Raw genomic sequence first — 17925 nt, 5'->3', positions numbered from 1 at the left:
AAATTATAACTTTTTTACATTTTTTCCCTAATGAAATTATGCTGATGTTTATAGTATAATACAATTTTAGATATTTTCCAAGTAAATATTTTAAAATTATAATTATTATTTGTTATTCAAACTGCTAGTTACCTTCTTTTTATTAAATTTATTTCTAATCAGAGCTATTATATATAGTAAAACAGGTATTACACCTTGTATTATAACAAATGGTGTAACAAATATATATGCAATCTGATATTTTAACAATTCAAGGTTGTCCCATAATACATATGATAAAACAACTAATAATATTCCTATTGGAATTGCTAAAATTTTGAACTTCTTGATATTCAGCCATTGTCCTAAAGCTAGAGTTGCACAATAATGAAATACCACTATCTTCATATATACTCCAGCAATCCACATAAATAATATTATGGCATCCAGTCTTTCTAAGAATCCCACACTTATATATCTAGTTAATGAAAGATATGGATAAGTTAAATATTCAGTATTGGCACCAAAAGTAGCAACTATTATCAGATTTATGAATGCACCCAATACTCCAACAATAAGTAAAGCTATGGTTATCGGCTTTTTAATCTTTTTTTGTTCGTTAATATATGGTATAAACATAGCTAGAACCACTACCTCAGTAAACCATAGCAGATTCCTATATCCTCCTGTAATAATCGGCTCTATTCCATTATCAAGGATAGGTAATATTCTTGTAAAATCAGTATCTTTCAATGAAAATGCTAGTATAGCTAATATGGATAACATAAATATGGGAAATATAATCTGATTTATCCTTATTATTACTTCCAAACCTTTATAGACACCATAAATAGAAGGTAATATTATACCGATTACGAAAAATAAGATAGGGGTCTTACTCATGAAAGCTCCAGCTAAGAGTTCAGCGAATTCTCTTAGTATGAATGCATTTATATATATGAAATGGATGCAATAAGCAAACCCTATTATCTTACCAGGTATCTTACCGATTATATCTTTACTATATTGTATGATTGTTTTGTCTTTATACATATTTCCTAAATTAGCTACGGAATAAGCAACTATGAAACCAAATATTGTAGTTATCAATACAGAAATCCATCCATCTTGTTTAGCTTCTTTATAAGTTATAGTTGGTAAATATAATATTGCAGTTGGTCCTATAGTTGTGATAATTATCCCAACAACACTTCTATACGATATTTTTCCATCTTCAAACATCACTTACATTCCTTCATCTTTTTTACTTTTTGATATTAGACCAGTTCTCTTGATATTCATATCAACATTTATTTCAATTGGTGTAGTCAAGAATATGTCTTCCCAATATTCTTTTATCTCTTTCCACAATTCGGGTTCGTACTTATGGATAATCTCTCCAAAGCCAAATACATCTGCATTAAGTTCTTTTCCCTTGACTAGAGAGCTTTCCATCTGAGTTTTTACCAGATGTTCCAATTCCTTTTCTATTTCATCTAATGACTCAACTTTAGTTAAATCAATATGCTCGTTGGCTTGGGCAAGAATATTCTGTGATGACACGTCAATTACAATTTTTTCCAGATTATCATTTTTGACTACTGGTTTGACTTTTGTTTTGCTACGTAAAGTTTCTATGAAAACGAAATCCTTTTTATCTTTTGGATAATTTATTCTAGAAACGCAACTGTTAAGCTCATCTATTATCCATAGCAATCCTCTGGTTTGTTCTGAATCGAACCATCCGATAAGTTTGTTTTCTTTGAATATACCAGTATCTTTTAACTCCAAGTTACTTGTGACTTTTTCTGTATTATCATCTTTGATAGTATTGATGCCAGTTACATAGCAACTATTGTTCTTCTCTGAACTCATGAGATAATATTTGTGTAAATCCACTTTGGCACTTTCACCATGTTCATATGAGTTTTCTATCATATCTTTGATGTTATATGCTTGAATAACTTCTAAGTCAACTGTTTCTGCCATTAATATATCCTTTGCCTTGTCTTTGGTAACCAGCAGATAGGTTCTTTGCCTTATTTCATGATCTCTTTCTAATATATCCAATATAGGAGATATACCTTTCCTTGCTTGTTCTTCTCCAATAACAATTACTGCTATATGAGGCCAATACCCATGTCTACCAGTTTGAAGTACGAAATTTCTATTTGCATCAATAAGCGAACCACCTATAGCTTCAATATTCTGAGTAGGACTTTCCTCTCCTCTTTTTCCTGTCTGAGATTCAATCTTCATTTCTCTGTGTAGTATAACCTGCATAGTCAATAATAGATTTTCTTCATCATAACTGTCTATGCCCACCCCGGATAAGATTGATATTTCATCTAATTCTTTTTTACTCCAGCAACTGGTTAATAATAACATCTGTACTATTATCATTATTATCAATGGAACCTTAACTTTCATGTTATATATATCTCCTCTTGATTTTCTCTATTACAATCAATGTAATTGGAATACCAGCCTGAATAGAAACATTAAAGTAATAATTAAATGATTTGATATAATCTTTTAATTCTACCAAGCTCTTCCATGCTACAGTTGATATGACGATAAGAATAATGCCTACAGGTATAGATAGTTTCCTATAATCCTTAACCTGGAATAATTGACTAATAGAAATAACCGAACAATAGTGAAGAACGACAATCTTGACGAAAACTCCTCCTATCCATAAGAACATGATTATGGAATCAAGTCTTTCAATAAAACCTAATGCAGTTATATATCTGGCAAATGATAAAAAGGGATAAATCATTATTTTTGTCTGACAGCCAAACGTAGTTATTATGCTGATATTTACTGATAGAATCAGAAAACTTGTCAAAATAACAGCTAGATATGACGTTTTACCTACTTTTTGTGGGTTATTTATAAAAGGCATAATGATTACTAGTATCATTGGTTGGCTAAACCAACTCATCTGTCTCGTTGCCCCTTTTAACACAGGAACAAAACCATCCTCCATTATTGGTTGTAGATTACTGAAATTCATATCTTTTATTCCTAATATTATGATTATCACAACTGCACCAATAAATATGGGCAAAATAATCTGAGCAGTTCTCCCAATCACTTCTATACCCTTATATACTCCAAATATGGAGGGCAACATGATACCTATAGTAAAAAACAATATAGGTGTTTCCATCATGAAAGGTCCCGCCAAAAATTCTGAGAATTCTCTAATCACTGTACTATTAAGATTAATGAACATTACACAATATATTAGACCAATAGTTTTTCCAAAATATTTTCCAACTATATCTACACTATACTCAATTATAGTTTTATCAACAAACATCAAATTCAGTTTATTGATTACGAATGTTAAAAATAAAGAATATACAGTTACTACTATAATACTGATCCAACCATCTTGTTTAGCTTCTTTATATATCAAAGTAGGAAGATATAATATGGCTGTAGGTGAAATAGTCATAATAATCAGACTAACTATTTGTTTATATGAAATCTTACCGTTCTCATTCATCATATACTCCATTCAAAAAATTATTATTTCCAATTTACTACCTATTAGTATCAATAGATCTGTCAGAAGGCTTCTTTTTGTTTTTACTGATGATCTGAGACCTTGAAGTCATCATCCACAAAGGAGCTCTGATTATTGAATCCTTCATGTCTTTTGCATTTCTAGGTCCAAATGGTGACATATATGGTGCACCAAATGATCTAATACTTACTAAATGTAATAATAAAAATATTGTCCCTACAAGCATACCAAATAGTCCACCTACTGCTGCGAGAATCATAAAAATAAACCTTAGAATTGTAATAGAATCATTAAGTGAATATATTACAAATGTAGCAATCCCCGTCAATGCAGTAATCATAACTGCTGGATTACTTACAAAGCCTGCTTCTACCGCTGCTTGACCTAGTACAAGCGCTCCAACTATACTTAGTGCTTGACCTATTTGCTTTGGCATTCTGATTCCTGCTTCTTTCAGAACTTCAAATAGTATTGACATTATCAATATTTCTATGAAAGCAGGGAATGGAACCCCTTCTTTAGAAGCTGCCATAGTTATAAATAAGTGTGTAGGAAGCATTTCTTGATTATATGTCTGTGCTGAAATATAGAATCCAGGTAAAAAAACTACAATGATGATTGATAATATCCTGATTATCCTTGTAAAAGTAGCATAAAAAGGTCTTGTATAATAATCTTCAGTAACTTGTATGTTCTCAACAAATAAATAAGGAACCGTTAAGGCAATAGGAGAACCATCAACTAATATGACAATTCTTCCTTCTAATAATTTACCTGCCGCTTGATCAGGTCTTTCAGTATTTCCTATGGTAGGAAATAGACTTATTGGTTCATCTTCTATTAGCTGTTCAATATAGCCTGAGTCCAATATACCATCTATATTGATTTTATTGATTCTTTCCTTTACTTCTTTAACTATCTTATCATTTGCTATACCTTTAATATACGCTATAACTATATCAGTCTTAGTAAATTCACCGCAATTAATTAAATCAAACATCAACTTAGGTGTTTTGATTCTTCTTCTTAATAGCGCTGTATTAAGAAGAAGAGTTTCTGAAAATCCTTCTCTAGGACCTCTGACAACTGATCCGTTTATAGGTTCACTAATGCCTCTATCTTCCCATCCTCTAGTATCAAGTTCAAAAGCAATACTATATCCATCAATGAGCATTACTGATTCACCTGATAATATAGCTTCAAATACTTTATCCATATTATCAATATTTTTAATATCAGTCATGGTTATAATACTTTTTTTAATATATTCTAAAAAATCTTCTTTTAATTTTATATCTTCATGCATTACTCTTTTTAGAATATCAAAATCCAGGACACTAAGATTAACTAACCCATTAATTGAAATTACTATTGCCGGAACACATATTTTACTCCCTATATTAATTTCACGATAAATGATATCATGACTATTGCCGAATTCTTTTTTAATATAAGCTATATTAGTTTGAAGGTTAGTAGATATTTTTCTATTGTACTTATTGATATTCTTTTTATTTTTATTTGATGTTTTATTAAAACTCTTATTGATAAATTTCTCGATATATTTATTCATGATTTTCATCCTTACTATATTTATATAGCTATTATTTGGATAACTATAAAAAATATTCCATAAATGAAAAATTAAATCTACTATAACGTAAATAAACCCCTGAGTTTAAAACTCAGGGGTACTGTTAATACTAATTATCTTTAAATTTTGGTCTACTCTTGTCATACACATAATCAACATCGAACAAGTCTTCTAATTGATTCTTACCATAATGCATTCTGAATCCATCCAAATTACATCTATCCATCAGCACAGCATCATCTGTAAATCTTAGATTAGTATGAACTCCTACACCAAAAAATACTTGGAATCCATATTCTTGAAGGAGTTTAAATTTTTCATCATCCTTACCCACTGAAGCACCAAATGGATATATATATAAGTTTGTCTCACCTATTATCGGTGGTACTTCATCGTCCCATTGTTTGGTATCTTTCTTAACTCTAGGCATACCTTTTTCAGGGAACCTAATATGTCCATAACTATGTGAAGCAAACAACCATCCAGTCTCTTTTAATCTATTTGCAATAGCTTTGGTAGTCTTAACATCTTCCTCGAATGTGGGTGAATCAAATAAATCTGTTCTATAACCCATTATTCCTTCATATCCAGTTAATCCTACAATCCCTTTTGCACCTCTATAAGAAAAATCTGGATGTTTTTCAACAAAGACATCTGTTATTGGAATACAATCATTATCTCTAGCAACTAGATTTCCACCATCAGGTAATTTAGTAAAAGTAGCTACATTCCCCTCTTTATCCAATACAAGTCTATCAGCAAAACCATCTTTTTCCATATATTCATAATAGTTTTGGTCATCAAGTGAAAGAATTACTGGTTTTTTGCCTTTTGGCAAATACAAATCTTTTCTTTCGACTACCTGCTTACCATCTACTTCTTTTGTCTCATATAACATATTGACATCAATCAAAACATAATCTCTTTCATACATCTGCTCTAACATCTTTTTATATTCATCCACAGTAGTCATCCACATATTATATCCTTCTTCCATGAAATCACCATCAAAAGCCAATTCTGGAAAAGCAATCAATGAATGGAAAAATATATTCTTGATATCTCCTTCATATAATACTATATCGTTTTTTCTATTTTTATATTCTTGTATTTTATCACTTACAACACTAGAATCTGTCACATAAGAACTTATCTCCTCTAACTTAGCAATTGCCTCATCATAAAAATATCCAAGTTCCAATCTGTCAGTCTCTTTGATATATGTATCTATGATTTCATTTCTTTTTTCAATTGCATCGCTAAAATTTTCTTCGTCATCTCTTATTACATTACTAAAATATTTAATACTTTCTGACCATTGCTGATCCTTATATTTTTCTTCACCTAAAGAATAATTGTTTTTTGAATCATTAATATTATTCATTTTGGTTGATAGATCCGAAATTAAATCAGTCACCTTATTCTTATCAATCTCTTCGTAATATTTATCGCACTGTTTGTAGGATATTTCTCCTTTACCAAAATCATCTACCATTACCTTAAACTCTTCACCATATTTTTTTGCTTCTTCTTCACTACTTTTACAAGATGCACTAATACCTACAACTATAATTATTAAACATATCATATAAATCTTTTTACTCATTTACTTCCCTCCTAAATAAGGACTCAGATCCTTATGAATATAACCCTATTATACTGTATTTTAATCATTTTTAATATAATTTACCCCAAACAATATAATATAAAAAGACTTAATTGTATAATCCAAATAAGTCTTGTAAATAATACGAGCAAGCCGATGAGCCGAGTTCTGTCATGAATGGTCATCTATCTCGACTTACTGTCACCAGTAAGCTCTAGCAACCTACCCAAGAGCGTGACGGGTCACCACTATATGCTCTTCTATGCGGTTTTGCTCCAGATGGGGTTTACATATGCCCCTTTTGTCGCCAAAAGGGCGGTAAGCTCTTACCTTACCTTTCCACCCTTACCAATTTCTTGGCGGTTTATTTCTGTTGCACTATCCTTGGAGTCACCTCCACCAGACGTTATCTGGCATCCTACCCTATGGAGCTCGGACTTTCCTCACATACAGTTTTTCAACATTAGTATGCGCGACCATTTGGCTTACTCATTCAGTTAGTAATTATATCGTTATATATATTATTTGTCAAATGGCATTTTTTATAAATGTAGTAAATTCCATAATTGTTTAATTTTTTCGTAATAAATCCTTAATAATTGCAATTTCCTTAGCTTTTATTTAAAAATAAATAGTAAACTGGTTTCAATTTTACTATAATTGATTTATAATGTGTATAGTAATTCCATATTTAGATTAAAATTAATTAAATTTTAATTACATATTAAAGTGATAATAATAATACTTTTTTATAATATTTTTATAATCATATGTTATGTCATTCTAAGGAAATCTAATTTCCCAATGTAACCAAAGGAGGTATAGCATGGTTATCCGAGATAATGATATTGAATATATTCTAAAAAAAATGAATATAAGCTATGCTGATGCTGAAAAAGCATTAAGAAAATCAAAAGGTGACTTAAATAAAGCTATAAGATATCTAAACAAGAAAAAGAATTCTATTTTCCGTAGGATGTTTAGTAAACTAAAAGATATTATTGTAGATATGCTCAAGTATAAATTGATTATCATCAGAAAGAATGAAACTTTAATGAATCTACCAATTATGGTAATACTCATTTTTTTATTATTCTTACGAATGAGATACATTTATCTAAGTTTTATCGACCTTTTGTTTGTATTATTAATCATTATTATAACTGATTGCAAAGTTATTATTCAAAAGAATAATGCAAATTCCCATGATAGTAATGTTGTTAAACCAACTAATACTCCAAAAGAAAGTGATGATATAATTTCTACATTAGAAGTAACTGAAGATGAAGACTACAACGAAGTTAATATTGAAAATTAAGAGGTGGTACAAATGTCAAACAAGATTTTAATAGTTGAAGACGAAACCAAAATCGCAAGATTTTTAGAACTTGAATTAAAATATGAAGGTTATGAGGTCGATATAGCATCTAATGGCAGGGAAGGACTTGAAAAAGGCTTAAAATCTGATGTGGATTTAATTATACTTGATTTAATGTTACCTATATTAAGCGGAATTGAAGTATGTAGAAGAATTAGACAAACATCAAGTGTTCCTATAATTATGCTTACCGCAAAAGATGACGTATCTGATAAAGTAATGGGACTTGATATGGGTGCAGACGACTATCTTACAAAACCCTTCGCTATAGAAGAACTCCTAGCAAGAATGCGAGTTGCACTTAAAAGAAACGTAATCAATAGCACAACTAACAATTCTATTCTATCTTTTAAAAACTTAACTCTCAACAAACAACAACGTCAAGTAAAAGTAAATGAAGATGAGGTTATATTAACCAAAAAAGAGTTTGAATTACTTGTGTATCTATTAGAAAATAGGAACATAGTTCTAAGCAGAGAAAATATTCTAGAAAAAGTTTGGGGATTTGAATATTATGGAGATACTAATATTATTGATGTATATATTAGATATTTAAGAGGTAAAATCGATCAAAAATATAGTATGGACATGATTCATACGGTAAGAGGGGTAGGATATTTAATAAAAGATGAATAAATTTTTTAGTTTCATGAAAAAATTACTAATAAATATTATTATCCTACCCTATACGATATTAAAATTATTCAACAATATTTTTAATAATAATATTCGGAAAGTCAAGTTCTCTATTAAGAAAAAAATAACTTATAATTATATCACTCTATATATAATCAGCTGTATTTTTACGATATTAATAGTTATAAGTGGATATTTATATTTAGAGCATAAAATTTTCATACCAAAAAAAATATCTATAGATGAAGATATATTACGTAGTTGTACCACGGAACTGGAACTAAAGAATAAAATAAAAACAGTCGCTACTTTTAGAGACTGTGATATCATAATAACAGAACTTGATGATAATATCGTTTATTCTAGTGACAATAATATTTATGATACACCATATCCAGAAACCAAGTTGAAATATTTCGAGTTCATAAAAGAAAATAAAAAATTGCCTTATAAAGATATTATATCCCTTAACGGCAAATTCCATAAAATCTTTTATTATTTCAATATACAAGCATTCGCTCATAGAGCAAGTATGTTAGCAATTCTGGTAGGTGCTGGTGAACTATTCGGTTTAATAATTATATGGCTATTCGGATCACTAAAAAGTAAGAAAGTACTGAAACCCATATATACTATGACCACAATGGCAAAGGATATAACAATATATAATATGGATGCTAGATTAAATATCAGTGAAGCAAAATATGAATTAAAAGATTTAGCTTACACTTTGAACAAAATGCTTGATAGCCTTAATACAGATTATACTAAACAGAAACGATTTGTTTCTGATGTATCCCATGAGCTAAGAACCCCGATTTCTATAATTGATGGTTATGCCGGCATGTTACAGAGATGGGGTAAAAAAGATGAAGATGTTCTTGATGAATCTATAGAAGCTATAAAGAATGAAGCAGAAAACATGAAAGATCTTGTAGAAAATCTATTATTTCTTGCAAGACATGATAATCAGACCCTAAAATATAATAGAGAAAACTTCTATATTGATGAACTATTAAATGAAGTTATAAGAGAAACAAAAATCATAGACAAAAAACATATTATTGAAGATTCTATTACTCCAGAAATATTAATAACTGGTGATAGAAATAGATTAAAACAAGCCATTAGAATATTTGTTGATAATGCTATCAAATATACTCCTCCATCTGGTAAAATAATTTTAAAGTCTACTAAAACAGATTCTGATATAAGTATTAGTATTAAAGATACAGGTATTGGAATCAGTCGTGAAGATTTAGGTAATATATTCAACCGTTTTTATCGTTCTGATAAATCTAGAACTAGAGAAACTGGCGGACATGGTCTTGGACTATCTATTGCTAAAATAATCGTTTTAGGTCATAAAGGTAAAATTAAAGTACGAAGCAAACTAGAAATGGGAACAGAAATAATTATAAATATACCTATATCCATTCCAAATTTAAAATAAACTAGGGATTTGTCTATATGACAAACCCCTTTTTTTATTGCTCTATCTAAAACAACTTCCACCAACAAATTCTCTAATTAAAGAATTTCTAGGTATTTTTTCACTACTGACACCTAAGAAATAGTCTAGAAATTTAATTAGTCTTTTGGCTTCTATATATTCCGGTTTATTTTTTGGAATACTAAATAATAGTGGCTCAGCATATTGTTTCAGAACTGCCAATTCGTAAACCAAAGCCGAATTAAACATAACATCTGCTTTTTCTTGATATGGGAATATATATAACTCTTCTCCTTTTCTCACTGAAGGCCACATAGCGATGGTTTTTTCTGCATTAGTACCTCTGTAAGTATTATCTCTAATTATACGTCTAAGTAATCTTGCATCCGTTGTTGGTACTCTATTATGATTATCCACATTAAGTTGGGTCAAAGCACTTATATATATTTTGAACATATTCTCTTTTGGTATACCAACTGATAATTTATCATTAAGGCAGTGAATACCTTCAACAACTAACAAATCATTTTTTTCCAGATGCAACACTTGCCCATTATATTCTCTTTTACCAATTTTGAAATTAAATTCTGGCATTTCAACAGGTTCCCTATTTAACAACTTCATCATATCCATATTGAATTGTTCTATATCCAGCGCTTCTAAACATTCAAAATCGTAATTTCCGTTTTTATCTCTTGGGGTCAATTCTCTATTAACAAAATAGTTATCTACTGATATGGGATGAGGTTTTAATCCATTTGCTCGTAATTGTATAGACAATCTATGAGCAAAAGTAGTTTTCCCTGATGATGATGGTCCTGCAATGAAAATTATTTTTTTCTTGTCAATATCTCTTGTTATCGTATCAGCTATAGCCGCTATTTTCTTCTCCTGTAGTGCTTCAGCTATTAAAATAAGTTCATCAACTTTACCTTCTGATATTTTATTATTAAGAGCTCCAACTGTTTTTACATCCATTATCTCTCCCCAATCGGAAAACTCTTTTAATGTTTTGAACAATTTTTCTTGATTTTTGAATGGTGCTACATTCATAGGTTTATTTCTGCTTTGGAATTGAAGTATGAATCCATCTTCATACTTTAATAAATCATAGTTACCAAGATAACCCGTGCTTGGTACCATATATCCATAGAAATAATCTTCAAAATCCTCTATTTTATATAAGTTAACGCTTGATACACGTCTATAGTTGAATAATCTTACTTTATCATCCATATAATTTTCTTCAAATATTCTAAGAGCCTTATTAAGGCTAACTGTTCTTTTTAAGAAAGGAATATCCTTTTTCACTAATTCATCCATTCTGTTTTTAACTTCAAGGAGAAATTCTTCAGTAACTTCATGCCCTTTTAATTCACAGTAAAATCCTCGACTTAATGAATGATGTATTATTACTTTTGTAGATGGTCCTCTTCCTGATATATCATATACGGCTTTTATCATTAAGAATGATACACTTCGTAGATATGTTCTGTAACCGTCCCTACTTGTTATATCTAAGAATTCCAATGAACAGTTTTCATTTATATGACTACGCAATTCTTTCAATTTATTATTTATTAATGCCAATACTATTGGTGATTTAAATTCTTTTTGATATTTTTTACTAAGTTCAAGTAATGATATTCCCTTCTCTACATGTCTCTTTCTACCGTCTGGTAGTATGACTTCGACTAAGTTTCTCATGTTAGTACCCCCATTCGTTTTATTATTTTTGTCCTAATATTAGATATTAAGGTTTTATCATTTGATTACAAACGGATCTTTATTGACCGTAGATGTTATTATTTCTAGCTGGTTCTTGAAATATTTTTCTAAATACTCATGAAACATATCCAGAACTATATTTTCAGTTCCAAAATGTCCAGCATCTATAAGAGCCATACCTTTTTCTTTGAATTCTTGAGCATCATGATATTTAATATCTCCAGTTATATAAACTTCTGCCCCATTTTTATATGCAGTTTCAGAAAATTCCATTGAACTACCTGGACTTACAGCTACTTTTTTGACTTTCCTGTCTAAGTCTCCTATTACTCTTATTCTTTCTAGGTTGAGTTTTTCTTTTATGAATACACATAACTCATTGAGCGTCATTTCTTCAATATAGCCAATCCGTCCTGTTCCACATTGCTCAAGCACATCAAAATTATTAGTTGGCACTAATATATTACTAGCTTCTAATTGCAACCTATTGGCTAAATAAGCTGACAGTCCTTCATTAGCTGCGTCAAGATTAGTATGTGCTGAATATACACAGATGTCATTTTTGATTAATTTTATTATCTTTCTTCCTATAACACTAGACGTATTAATATTTTTGACACCTTTAAATATTATTGGATGATGAGTTAATATCATATCAACTTTTTTATCTACTGCTTCATCAACAACTTCTTTTGTAGCATCCAAAGATATTAGTATTCTATTTATCTCTGCATCACTATCACCCACTAGAAGTCCTACATTATCCCAGTTTTCTGCTAATTTAGGTGGCGCAAGTTCTTTTAACTTATTAATTATTTCTATACATTTTACAGACATTCCAACACCTCTTCCAAAATGTTAAGCTCTAATTGTATTTCTTTTATTCTCTTTATTGCATTATCTGTATTTTGTTTTTCAAGTATCTCTAACACTTTTATATATTTAGCTTTTTCTAAGATAAGTTTTTCTTTAAGTAAAGGTACTTTGTTGTCTATTAATATTTTACCATATTTATAACCAATAGTATCATATTTTTTTTCTTTCCCCTTTACAGCACATATTATATTATAGTATTTTCCTTCTTCTTTTATTAATTCTTCTTTTATAATTAAAAAATCAAGTTCATGAATTTTTTTTCTTATTAGATCTACGTCCGAATGCGGTGACAATATTAATTTATGTATATCTTTTAGTATTTTAGAACCTTCGCTAAGAATTTTTTCAATCAGAATTCCGCCCATACCAGCAATAATTATAGTATCTACTTTATCTTCTCTACTAATTTTTTCTAAGCCATCAGATAACCTTGTTTCCACAAATTTTCCAACATTATGTTCTTGTATATTTTTATTAGCTTTTTCTAAGGGTCCCTTATTAATATCACAAGCTATAGCATATTTAATTTTTCTTAATTCAGCTAAATATATTGGAATATAACCATGGTCTGTACCTATATCCCCTATGACAGAGTTATAATCAACCATTTCACTTATAGCTTTCAATCTATTAGAAATTATCATATTGCCTCCTTCAACAAAAATAACACAAAACATCAATACTCAAATAAAATACGGATGAAACTGCACCATATAAAATTTTCAGTAAATTATTATATAACTTCTCTTTTACTAAAAATCACCACTAAAGTACAATTTCATGTACATTATGTGGTGAAATCAATTACTCTAGATAATCCTTTAATTTTCTGCTTCTACTTGGATGTCTTAACTTCCTTAATGCTTTTGCTTCAATTTGTCTTATTCTTTCTCTGGTAACATTAAATACTTTTCCTACCTCTTCTAGAGTCCTAGCTCTACCATCATCAAGTCCGAATCTAAGTCTAAGAACTCTTTGCTCTCTATCCGTTAATGTATCAAGTACATCTACCAGTTGCTCTTTCAATAGAGTGAACGCAGCAGCATCAGCTGGTATAGGTACATTTTCATCTTGTATAAAATCTCCAAGATGACTATCTTCTTCTTCACCGATTGGTGTTTCTAACGAAACAGGTTCTTGAGATATTTTTAATATTTCTCTTACCTTATCTACAGGCATATCCAATTCTTCTGCTATTTCTTCAGGAGCAGGTTCTCTTCCTAACTCTTGTAATAATTGTCTTGATACTCTAATTAACTTATTAATAGTCTCAACCATATGCACAGGAATTCTTATTGTTCTAGCTTGGTCAGCTATAGCCCTTGTTATAGCTTGTCTAATCCACCAAGTTGCATAAGTACTGAACTTATAACCTTTTCTATAATCAAATTTTTCAACAGCTTTTATTAGTCCAAGATTACCTTCTTGGATTAGATCAAGGAATAACATACCACGACCTACATAACGTTTAGCGATACTTACAACCAATCTTAAATTTGCTTCGGCCAATTTTTTCTTAGCTTCTTGGTCACCAGCTTCCATCCTCATAGCCAAATCCACTTCTTCTTCAGCTGATAACAAAGGTACTTTACCTATTTCTTTTAGATACATTCTAACAGGGTCATCTATATTAAGACCTTCTGGTAATGATAAATCTAATTCTTTAACAGGTTCTTCTTCTTCTTCAATCAATCCTAGTACATCTATACCTGCTTTTTCTAATATATCATATACTATTTCAATTTTATCAGCATCATTTACCATTTCTCCGAAATGAGCTTCAATCTCTTTATATTCAAGAACATTCTTCTTTTTTTTGGCCATATCAATTAGGGCTTTCATTTTTTCTTCAAACTTACTTAAATTTCCTTCATTCGCCATAACGCAGGATCCATCCTTTCCTTGTGTTTACTAGTCTAACCATCCTTAAGAGAAATATGCAACCCTTGTAATTCTCTTTTGGCTAAAATAAGTTTTTGTAATTCATTAGTATCATTTACAGTACGTGAACTAGCATCAATACTTGCAGCTTTTATTAATTTTACAGTTTCGTTTATTATCTTTTCCAGCTGCATTTTATTCTCAAAAACAATATTTATATTGAATATGCCAGCAACCTTTTTTTGTTCATCCAATTCTATAAACTTATTGATTATAACGGCATATTCGACTTTATTATTTTTTTCATAAGCTTGGTAAACTTCTTTAGCGACATTTCTATAGAAATCATCAAGAAAATCCGTTACTTTCAGATGCTTTTTAACTATCTTATAGATATCTTCATTATTAGCAATTAATGTTAATATACTCTTTTGGGCTAATATTATACCATCTTCTGAATTTTTATTCTTTTCTCTATTATTCTTGATTTCTTGCCTTGGAGATACAATACCAGTATTTTTACCAGTCTCTGCAACTAATTTTTCCAACAAAGACTTTTTTGTATTATATTTTTTTGCTAAAGCATCTATATAATTATCCCTTTCTATTTCACTTTCTAGCTCCAGAATCTTATATGCTACCTGTTTATGAAATTTTGTCTTGCTTTCAGGATCATCTAGATTATAATTTTTATTCATTTCTTCAACTTCAAACATAAATCCAGAAGTAGCATTTGCTATTAAATCTTCAAATGCTTCTTTTCCTTTATTTTTTATGAATTCATCTGGATCTTTATACCCTTTTACTCTAAGAACTCTTACTGATAATCCCTTTGCCTTCAATATAGGTATTGCTCTAAGAGCAGCTTTTATTCCAGCTGAATCACTATCATAAGATATTACTACATTATCTGTATATCTCTTAATCAAAGAAGCTTGTTCAGAAGTAAAAGCAGTTCCAAGTGAAGCAACCACATTAGTTATTCCTGATTGAAATAATGAAATAACATCCATGTATCCTTCAACTATAATAATATTTTCTTTTCTTGATGAACGAGCTAAATTAAGTCCATACAGATTACGCCTCTTATCAAAAAGTTTTGTTTCCGGTGAATTAAGATACTTCGGATTAAAGTCACCAAGTACTCTACCTCCAAATCCTATAATTCTATTATGAACATCAAATATAGGAAACATAACCCGATTCCAAAATCGATCAAAATATTCTTTTGGATTACTTTTTTCTGGAACAAATAATCCAGATAACGAAAGTACCCTATCGTCAAATTTTTTACTTAAATATCTATATAAATCATTTCTAAAAATATTAGAATACCCTAATCCAAATTTCTTTAGTATTTCTTCACTAATGCCTCTGTTTTGTAAATAATCAAATGCGACTTTTCCTTTTTCTGATTTTAGTTGATAGTAAAAATATCTGGCAGCAGCCTTATTAATTTCTACTAATTGATGTTTCATATCCATTCGTTTCTTAACTTCATCTGAAACTTGTACTGTAGGAAGAGTAATATGTACTCTATCAGCTAAAAATTTAACCGCTTCAACAAAAGAAAAGTTTTCATATTCCATAACGAATGTATAGACATTTCCTCCAGCACCACAACCAAAACAATAATACATTTGTTTATCACTACTAACAGAAAATGATGGGGTTTTTTCATTATGAAACGGGCATAATCCGAAATAAGTACTACCTTTTTTATTAAGTTGTACATATGATGATATGACATCTACAATATCATTTTGAATTCTAATTTCCTCAATTAATTCTTCTGGATAATACATATATATAAAAACTCCATTTCCTTAATTGTACATTGTATTGTTATAATATTGTATTGTTATTTGCACACCTATTATTTTTCGACATACTTTTTGATAATCCTTTAATTAATTTTATTTTTGTTAAATATGTTTAATTAAACTATAAAATTATTAGAATGATTGACATTCTTTACAAATAAATTAATTACAAATAATGTATATAATTTCATTAAAGGAAATTTTTTCCATCTATTATATATCATAATTCTTTCCACGATGAAGGAATAAAAAGTTTTGAGAAAATATTTATGGAATATCTATCAGTCATTCCTGCTACATAATCACAAACCACTCTTTCTAGAGGCTCATCGTCTATAATCATATTTTTATATTCCATAGGTAAGAGGTCACTATTAACAATAAAGTATTCGTATAATTGCTTTAGCATGTTTTTAGCTTTTATTTCATGTTCCTTGGCTTTTGAACCAACATATACATTAGCAAACATGAACTTACGTAATTTGTTCATGGCAATTTCCATATCCTCACTCATGATGATGTCATTTTTATTCATACTGTTTCTAACAATATCATGTATCATATTATTTATTCTAGCTCTAAATGATATACCCAAGACATCCGTATATTCTTTCGGCAAATCCTTTTCACTGAGAATCTTAGCTCTTATTGCATCATCAATATCATGATTTATATACGCTATTTTGTCAGACAACCTTACTATTTTCCCTTCGAGAGTACTAGGTTTTCCTGCAGTAGGATGATTAAGTATCCCATCTTTCACTTCCCATGTTAGATTAAGTCCCTTACCCTTCTGCTCTAATTTCTCCACAACCCGAATACTTTGCTCATTATGTTTAAAACCATATGTACATACTTTATTAAGAGCATATTCTCCTGAATGTCCAAAAGGAGTATGACCTAAATCATGACCTAATGCTATTGCTTCAGTTAAGTCTTCATTAAGTCTAAGGGCTCTAGCAACAGTTCTTGAAATCTGTGCAACTTCCAAAGTATGTGTCAATCTCGTTCTATAATGGTCTCCTTCTGGAGATATGAAGACTTGAGTTTTATGTTTTAATCTTCTAAAAGCTTTTGAATGCATTATTCTATCTCTATCCCTTTGATACTCTGTTCTTATATCGCATGGGCTTTCTTCAACTTTTCTACCTCTTGTATCTTTACTTTTCATAGCATATTCATTTAATATTCTATCTTCTAATTTTTCCTGTTCAATTCTTAAACAACCCAAATACAAAACTCCCTTTCTTAAGTATGACTATCTGTCTTCCTTCAATTTAAAAGGTATTATAATTATTATATACTGCATTTTTTATCAAAATCCTCTTATTTAGGAGTTTTTTCTTTTATCATCGAAATATATCTAATTATAACAAAGAGGTTATGCCTCATAAAAGATTTCAATGAAAATAGAAAGTAGAACTTTCCTATTT

Annotated in this window: 14 protein-coding genes and 1 other RNA gene; 3 read left to right on the top strand and 12 right to left on the bottom strand. The window is 29.7% G+C overall.

Annotation, left to right across the window (positions count from 1 at the left end; translation table 11 throughout):
* Positions 1 to 105: 105 nt before the first annotated feature.
* The 6 genes from QMG30_RS17875 to rnpB all read right to left on the bottom strand — a co-directional run bounded on the left by QMG30_RS17875 (position 106) and on the right by rnpB (position 7209).
* Positions 106 to 1221, bottom strand: a complete 1116-nt coding sequence (locus QMG30_RS17875; protein ID WP_281817768.1) for a GerAB/ArcD/ProY family transporter — start codon at positions 1219 to 1221, stop codon at positions 106 to 108.
* Positions 1222 to 1224: 3 nt separating this feature from the next.
* Positions 1225 to 2409, bottom strand: coding sequence for a Ger(x)C family spore germination protein (locus tag QMG30_RS17870; protein ID WP_281817717.1), 1185 nt, complete (start codon positions 2407 to 2409; stop codon positions 1225 to 1227).
* A gap of 1 nt (position 2410) precedes the next feature.
* Positions 2411 to 3496 carry a GerAB/ArcD/ProY family transporter gene (locus QMG30_RS17865; protein ID WP_281817714.1) on the bottom strand — a complete coding sequence of 362 codons (1086 nt, stop codon included), beginning with the start codon at positions 3494 to 3496 and terminating at the stop codon, positions 2411 to 2413.
* A 37-nt stretch (positions 3497 to 3533) separates the two neighbouring features.
* On the bottom strand, positions 3534 to 5090 hold the full coding sequence (locus tag QMG30_RS17860; RefSeq protein WP_281817713.1) for a spore germination protein: 1557 nt from the start codon (positions 5088 to 5090) through the stop codon (positions 3534 to 3536).
* Positions 5091 to 5220: 130 nt separating this feature from the next.
* Positions 5221 to 6717 (bottom strand): polysaccharide deacetylase family protein, encoded by a 1497-nt coding sequence (locus QMG30_RS17855; RefSeq protein ID WP_281817712.1) that lies wholly within the window; start codon positions 6715 to 6717, stop codon positions 5221 to 5223.
* Positions 6718 to 6858: 141 nt separating this feature from the next.
* An RNA gene (gene rnpB, locus QMG30_RS17850) (RNase P RNA component class A) lies at positions 6859 to 7209 on the bottom strand.
* A 334-nt stretch (positions 7210 to 7543) separates the two neighbouring features.
* On the opposite strand from rnpB, the gene QMG30_RS17845 reads away from it, so the two are divergent.
* The 3 genes from QMG30_RS17845 to QMG30_RS17835 are packed head-to-tail and all read left to right on the top strand — an operon-like array spanning position 7544 to position 10184.
* Complete coding sequence (locus QMG30_RS17845; RefSeq protein ID WP_281817710.1) at positions 7544 to 8035, top strand: huntingtin-interacting protein K; 492 nt, start codon at positions 7544 to 7546, stop codon at positions 8033 to 8035.
* A gap of 12 nt (positions 8036 to 8047) precedes the next feature.
* Entirely contained in the window at positions 8048 to 8731 is a 684-nt protein-coding gene (locus tag QMG30_RS17840; protein ID WP_281817707.1) for a response regulator transcription factor, read from the top strand.
* Complete coding sequence (locus QMG30_RS17835; RefSeq protein ID WP_281817704.1) at positions 8724 to 10184, top strand: sensor histidine kinase; 1461 nt, start codon at positions 8724 to 8726, stop codon at positions 10182 to 10184. The genes QMG30_RS17840 and QMG30_RS17835 overlap by 8 nt, the downstream gene beginning before the upstream one ends.
* A 42-nt stretch (positions 10185 to 10226) precedes the next feature.
* Here the strand turns inward: QMG30_RS17835 and QMG30_RS17830 are convergent, their stop codons facing one another.
* From QMG30_RS17830 to QMG30_RS17805, 6 genes are all read right to left on the bottom strand, one after another.
* Complete coding sequence (locus QMG30_RS17830; protein WP_281817702.1) at positions 10227 to 11891, bottom strand: nucleoside kinase; 1665 nt, start codon at positions 11889 to 11891, stop codon at positions 10227 to 10229.
* 57 nt (positions 11892 to 11948) lie between these two features.
* A complete protein-coding gene (locus tag QMG30_RS17825; RefSeq protein WP_281817700.1) occupies positions 11949 to 12749 on the bottom strand; it encodes a Nif3-like dinuclear metal center hexameric protein in 801 nt (266 codons plus the stop codon).
* Complete coding sequence (locus tag QMG30_RS17820) at positions 12740 to 13432, bottom strand: tRNA (adenine(22)-N(1))-methyltransferase (RefSeq protein ID WP_281817698.1); 693 nt, start codon at positions 13430 to 13432, stop codon at positions 12740 to 12742. Before QMG30_RS17820 ends, QMG30_RS17825 begins: the two co-directional genes overlap by 10 nt.
* A gap of 160 nt (positions 13433 to 13592) precedes the next feature.
* On the bottom strand, positions 13593 to 14669 hold the full coding sequence (rpoD, locus tag QMG30_RS17815) for an RNA polymerase sigma factor RpoD (RefSeq protein ID WP_281817696.1): 1077 nt from the start codon (positions 14667 to 14669) through the stop codon (positions 13593 to 13595).
* Between the two features lie 35 nt (positions 14670 to 14704).
* Positions 14705 to 16474 carry a DNA primase gene (dnaG, locus tag QMG30_RS17810; RefSeq protein ID WP_281817694.1) on the bottom strand — a complete coding sequence of 590 codons (1770 nt, stop codon included), beginning with the start codon at positions 16472 to 16474 and terminating at the stop codon, positions 14705 to 14707.
* A 238-nt stretch (positions 16475 to 16712) separates the two neighbouring features.
* On the bottom strand, positions 16713 to 17723 hold the full coding sequence (locus tag QMG30_RS17805) for a deoxyguanosinetriphosphate triphosphohydrolase (protein ID WP_281817693.1): 1011 nt from the start codon (positions 17721 to 17723) through the stop codon (positions 16713 to 16715).
* Positions 17724 to 17925 lie beyond the last annotated feature (202 nt).

Source organism: Vallitalea longa (assembly GCF_027923465.1).
Lineage (GTDB): Bacteria > Bacillota > Clostridia > Lachnospirales > Vallitaleaceae > Vallitalea > Vallitalea longa.
The sequence above is the reverse complement of the archived record's forward strand: the minus strand, read 5'-3'. Positions and strand labels throughout refer to the sequence as shown.

Coding starts and splice junctions, on each gene's coding strand:
- dnaG (WP_281817694.1), bottom strand. CDS start 16,474: ATGTATTATCCAGAAGAATTAATTGAGGAAATTAGAATTCAAAATGAT.
- QMG30_RS17875 (WP_281817768.1), bottom strand. CDS start 1,221: ATGTTTGAAGATGGAAAAATATCGTATAGAAGTGTTGTTGGGATAATT.
- QMG30_RS17845 (WP_281817710.1), top strand. CDS start 7,544: ATGGTTATCCGAGATAATGATATTGAATATATTCTAAAAAAAATGAAT.
- QMG30_RS17860 (WP_281817713.1), bottom strand. CDS start 5,090: ATGAATAAATATATCGAGAAATTTATCAATAAGAGTTTTAATAAAACA.
- QMG30_RS17870 (WP_281817717.1), bottom strand. CDS start 2,409: ATGAAAGTTAAGGTTCCATTGATAATAATGATAATAGTACAGATGTTA.
- QMG30_RS17825 (WP_281817700.1), bottom strand. CDS start 12,749: ATGTCTGTAAAATGTATAGAAATAATTAATAAGTTAAAAGAACTTGCG.
- QMG30_RS17840 (WP_281817707.1), top strand. CDS start 8,048: ATGTCAAACAAGATTTTAATAGTTGAAGACGAAACCAAAATCGCAAGA.
- rpoD (WP_281817696.1), bottom strand. CDS start 14,669: ATGGCGAATGAAGGAAATTTAAGTAAGTTTGAAGAAAAAATGAAAGCC.
- QMG30_RS17865 (WP_281817714.1), bottom strand. CDS start 3,496: ATGAATGAGAACGGTAAGATTTCATATAAACAAATAGTTAGTCTGATT.
- QMG30_RS17855 (WP_281817712.1), bottom strand. CDS start 6,717: ATGAGTAAAAAGATTTATATGATATGTTTAATAATTATAGTTGTAGGT.
- QMG30_RS17820 (WP_281817698.1), bottom strand. CDS start 13,432: ATGATAATTTCTAATAGATTGAAAGCTATAAGTGAAATGGTTGATTAT.
- QMG30_RS17830 (WP_281817702.1), bottom strand. CDS start 11,891: ATGAGAAACTTAGTCGAAGTCATACTACCAGACGGTAGAAAGAGACAT.
- QMG30_RS17835 (WP_281817704.1), top strand. CDS start 8,724: ATGAATAAATTTTTTAGTTTCATGAAAAAATTACTAATAAATATTATT.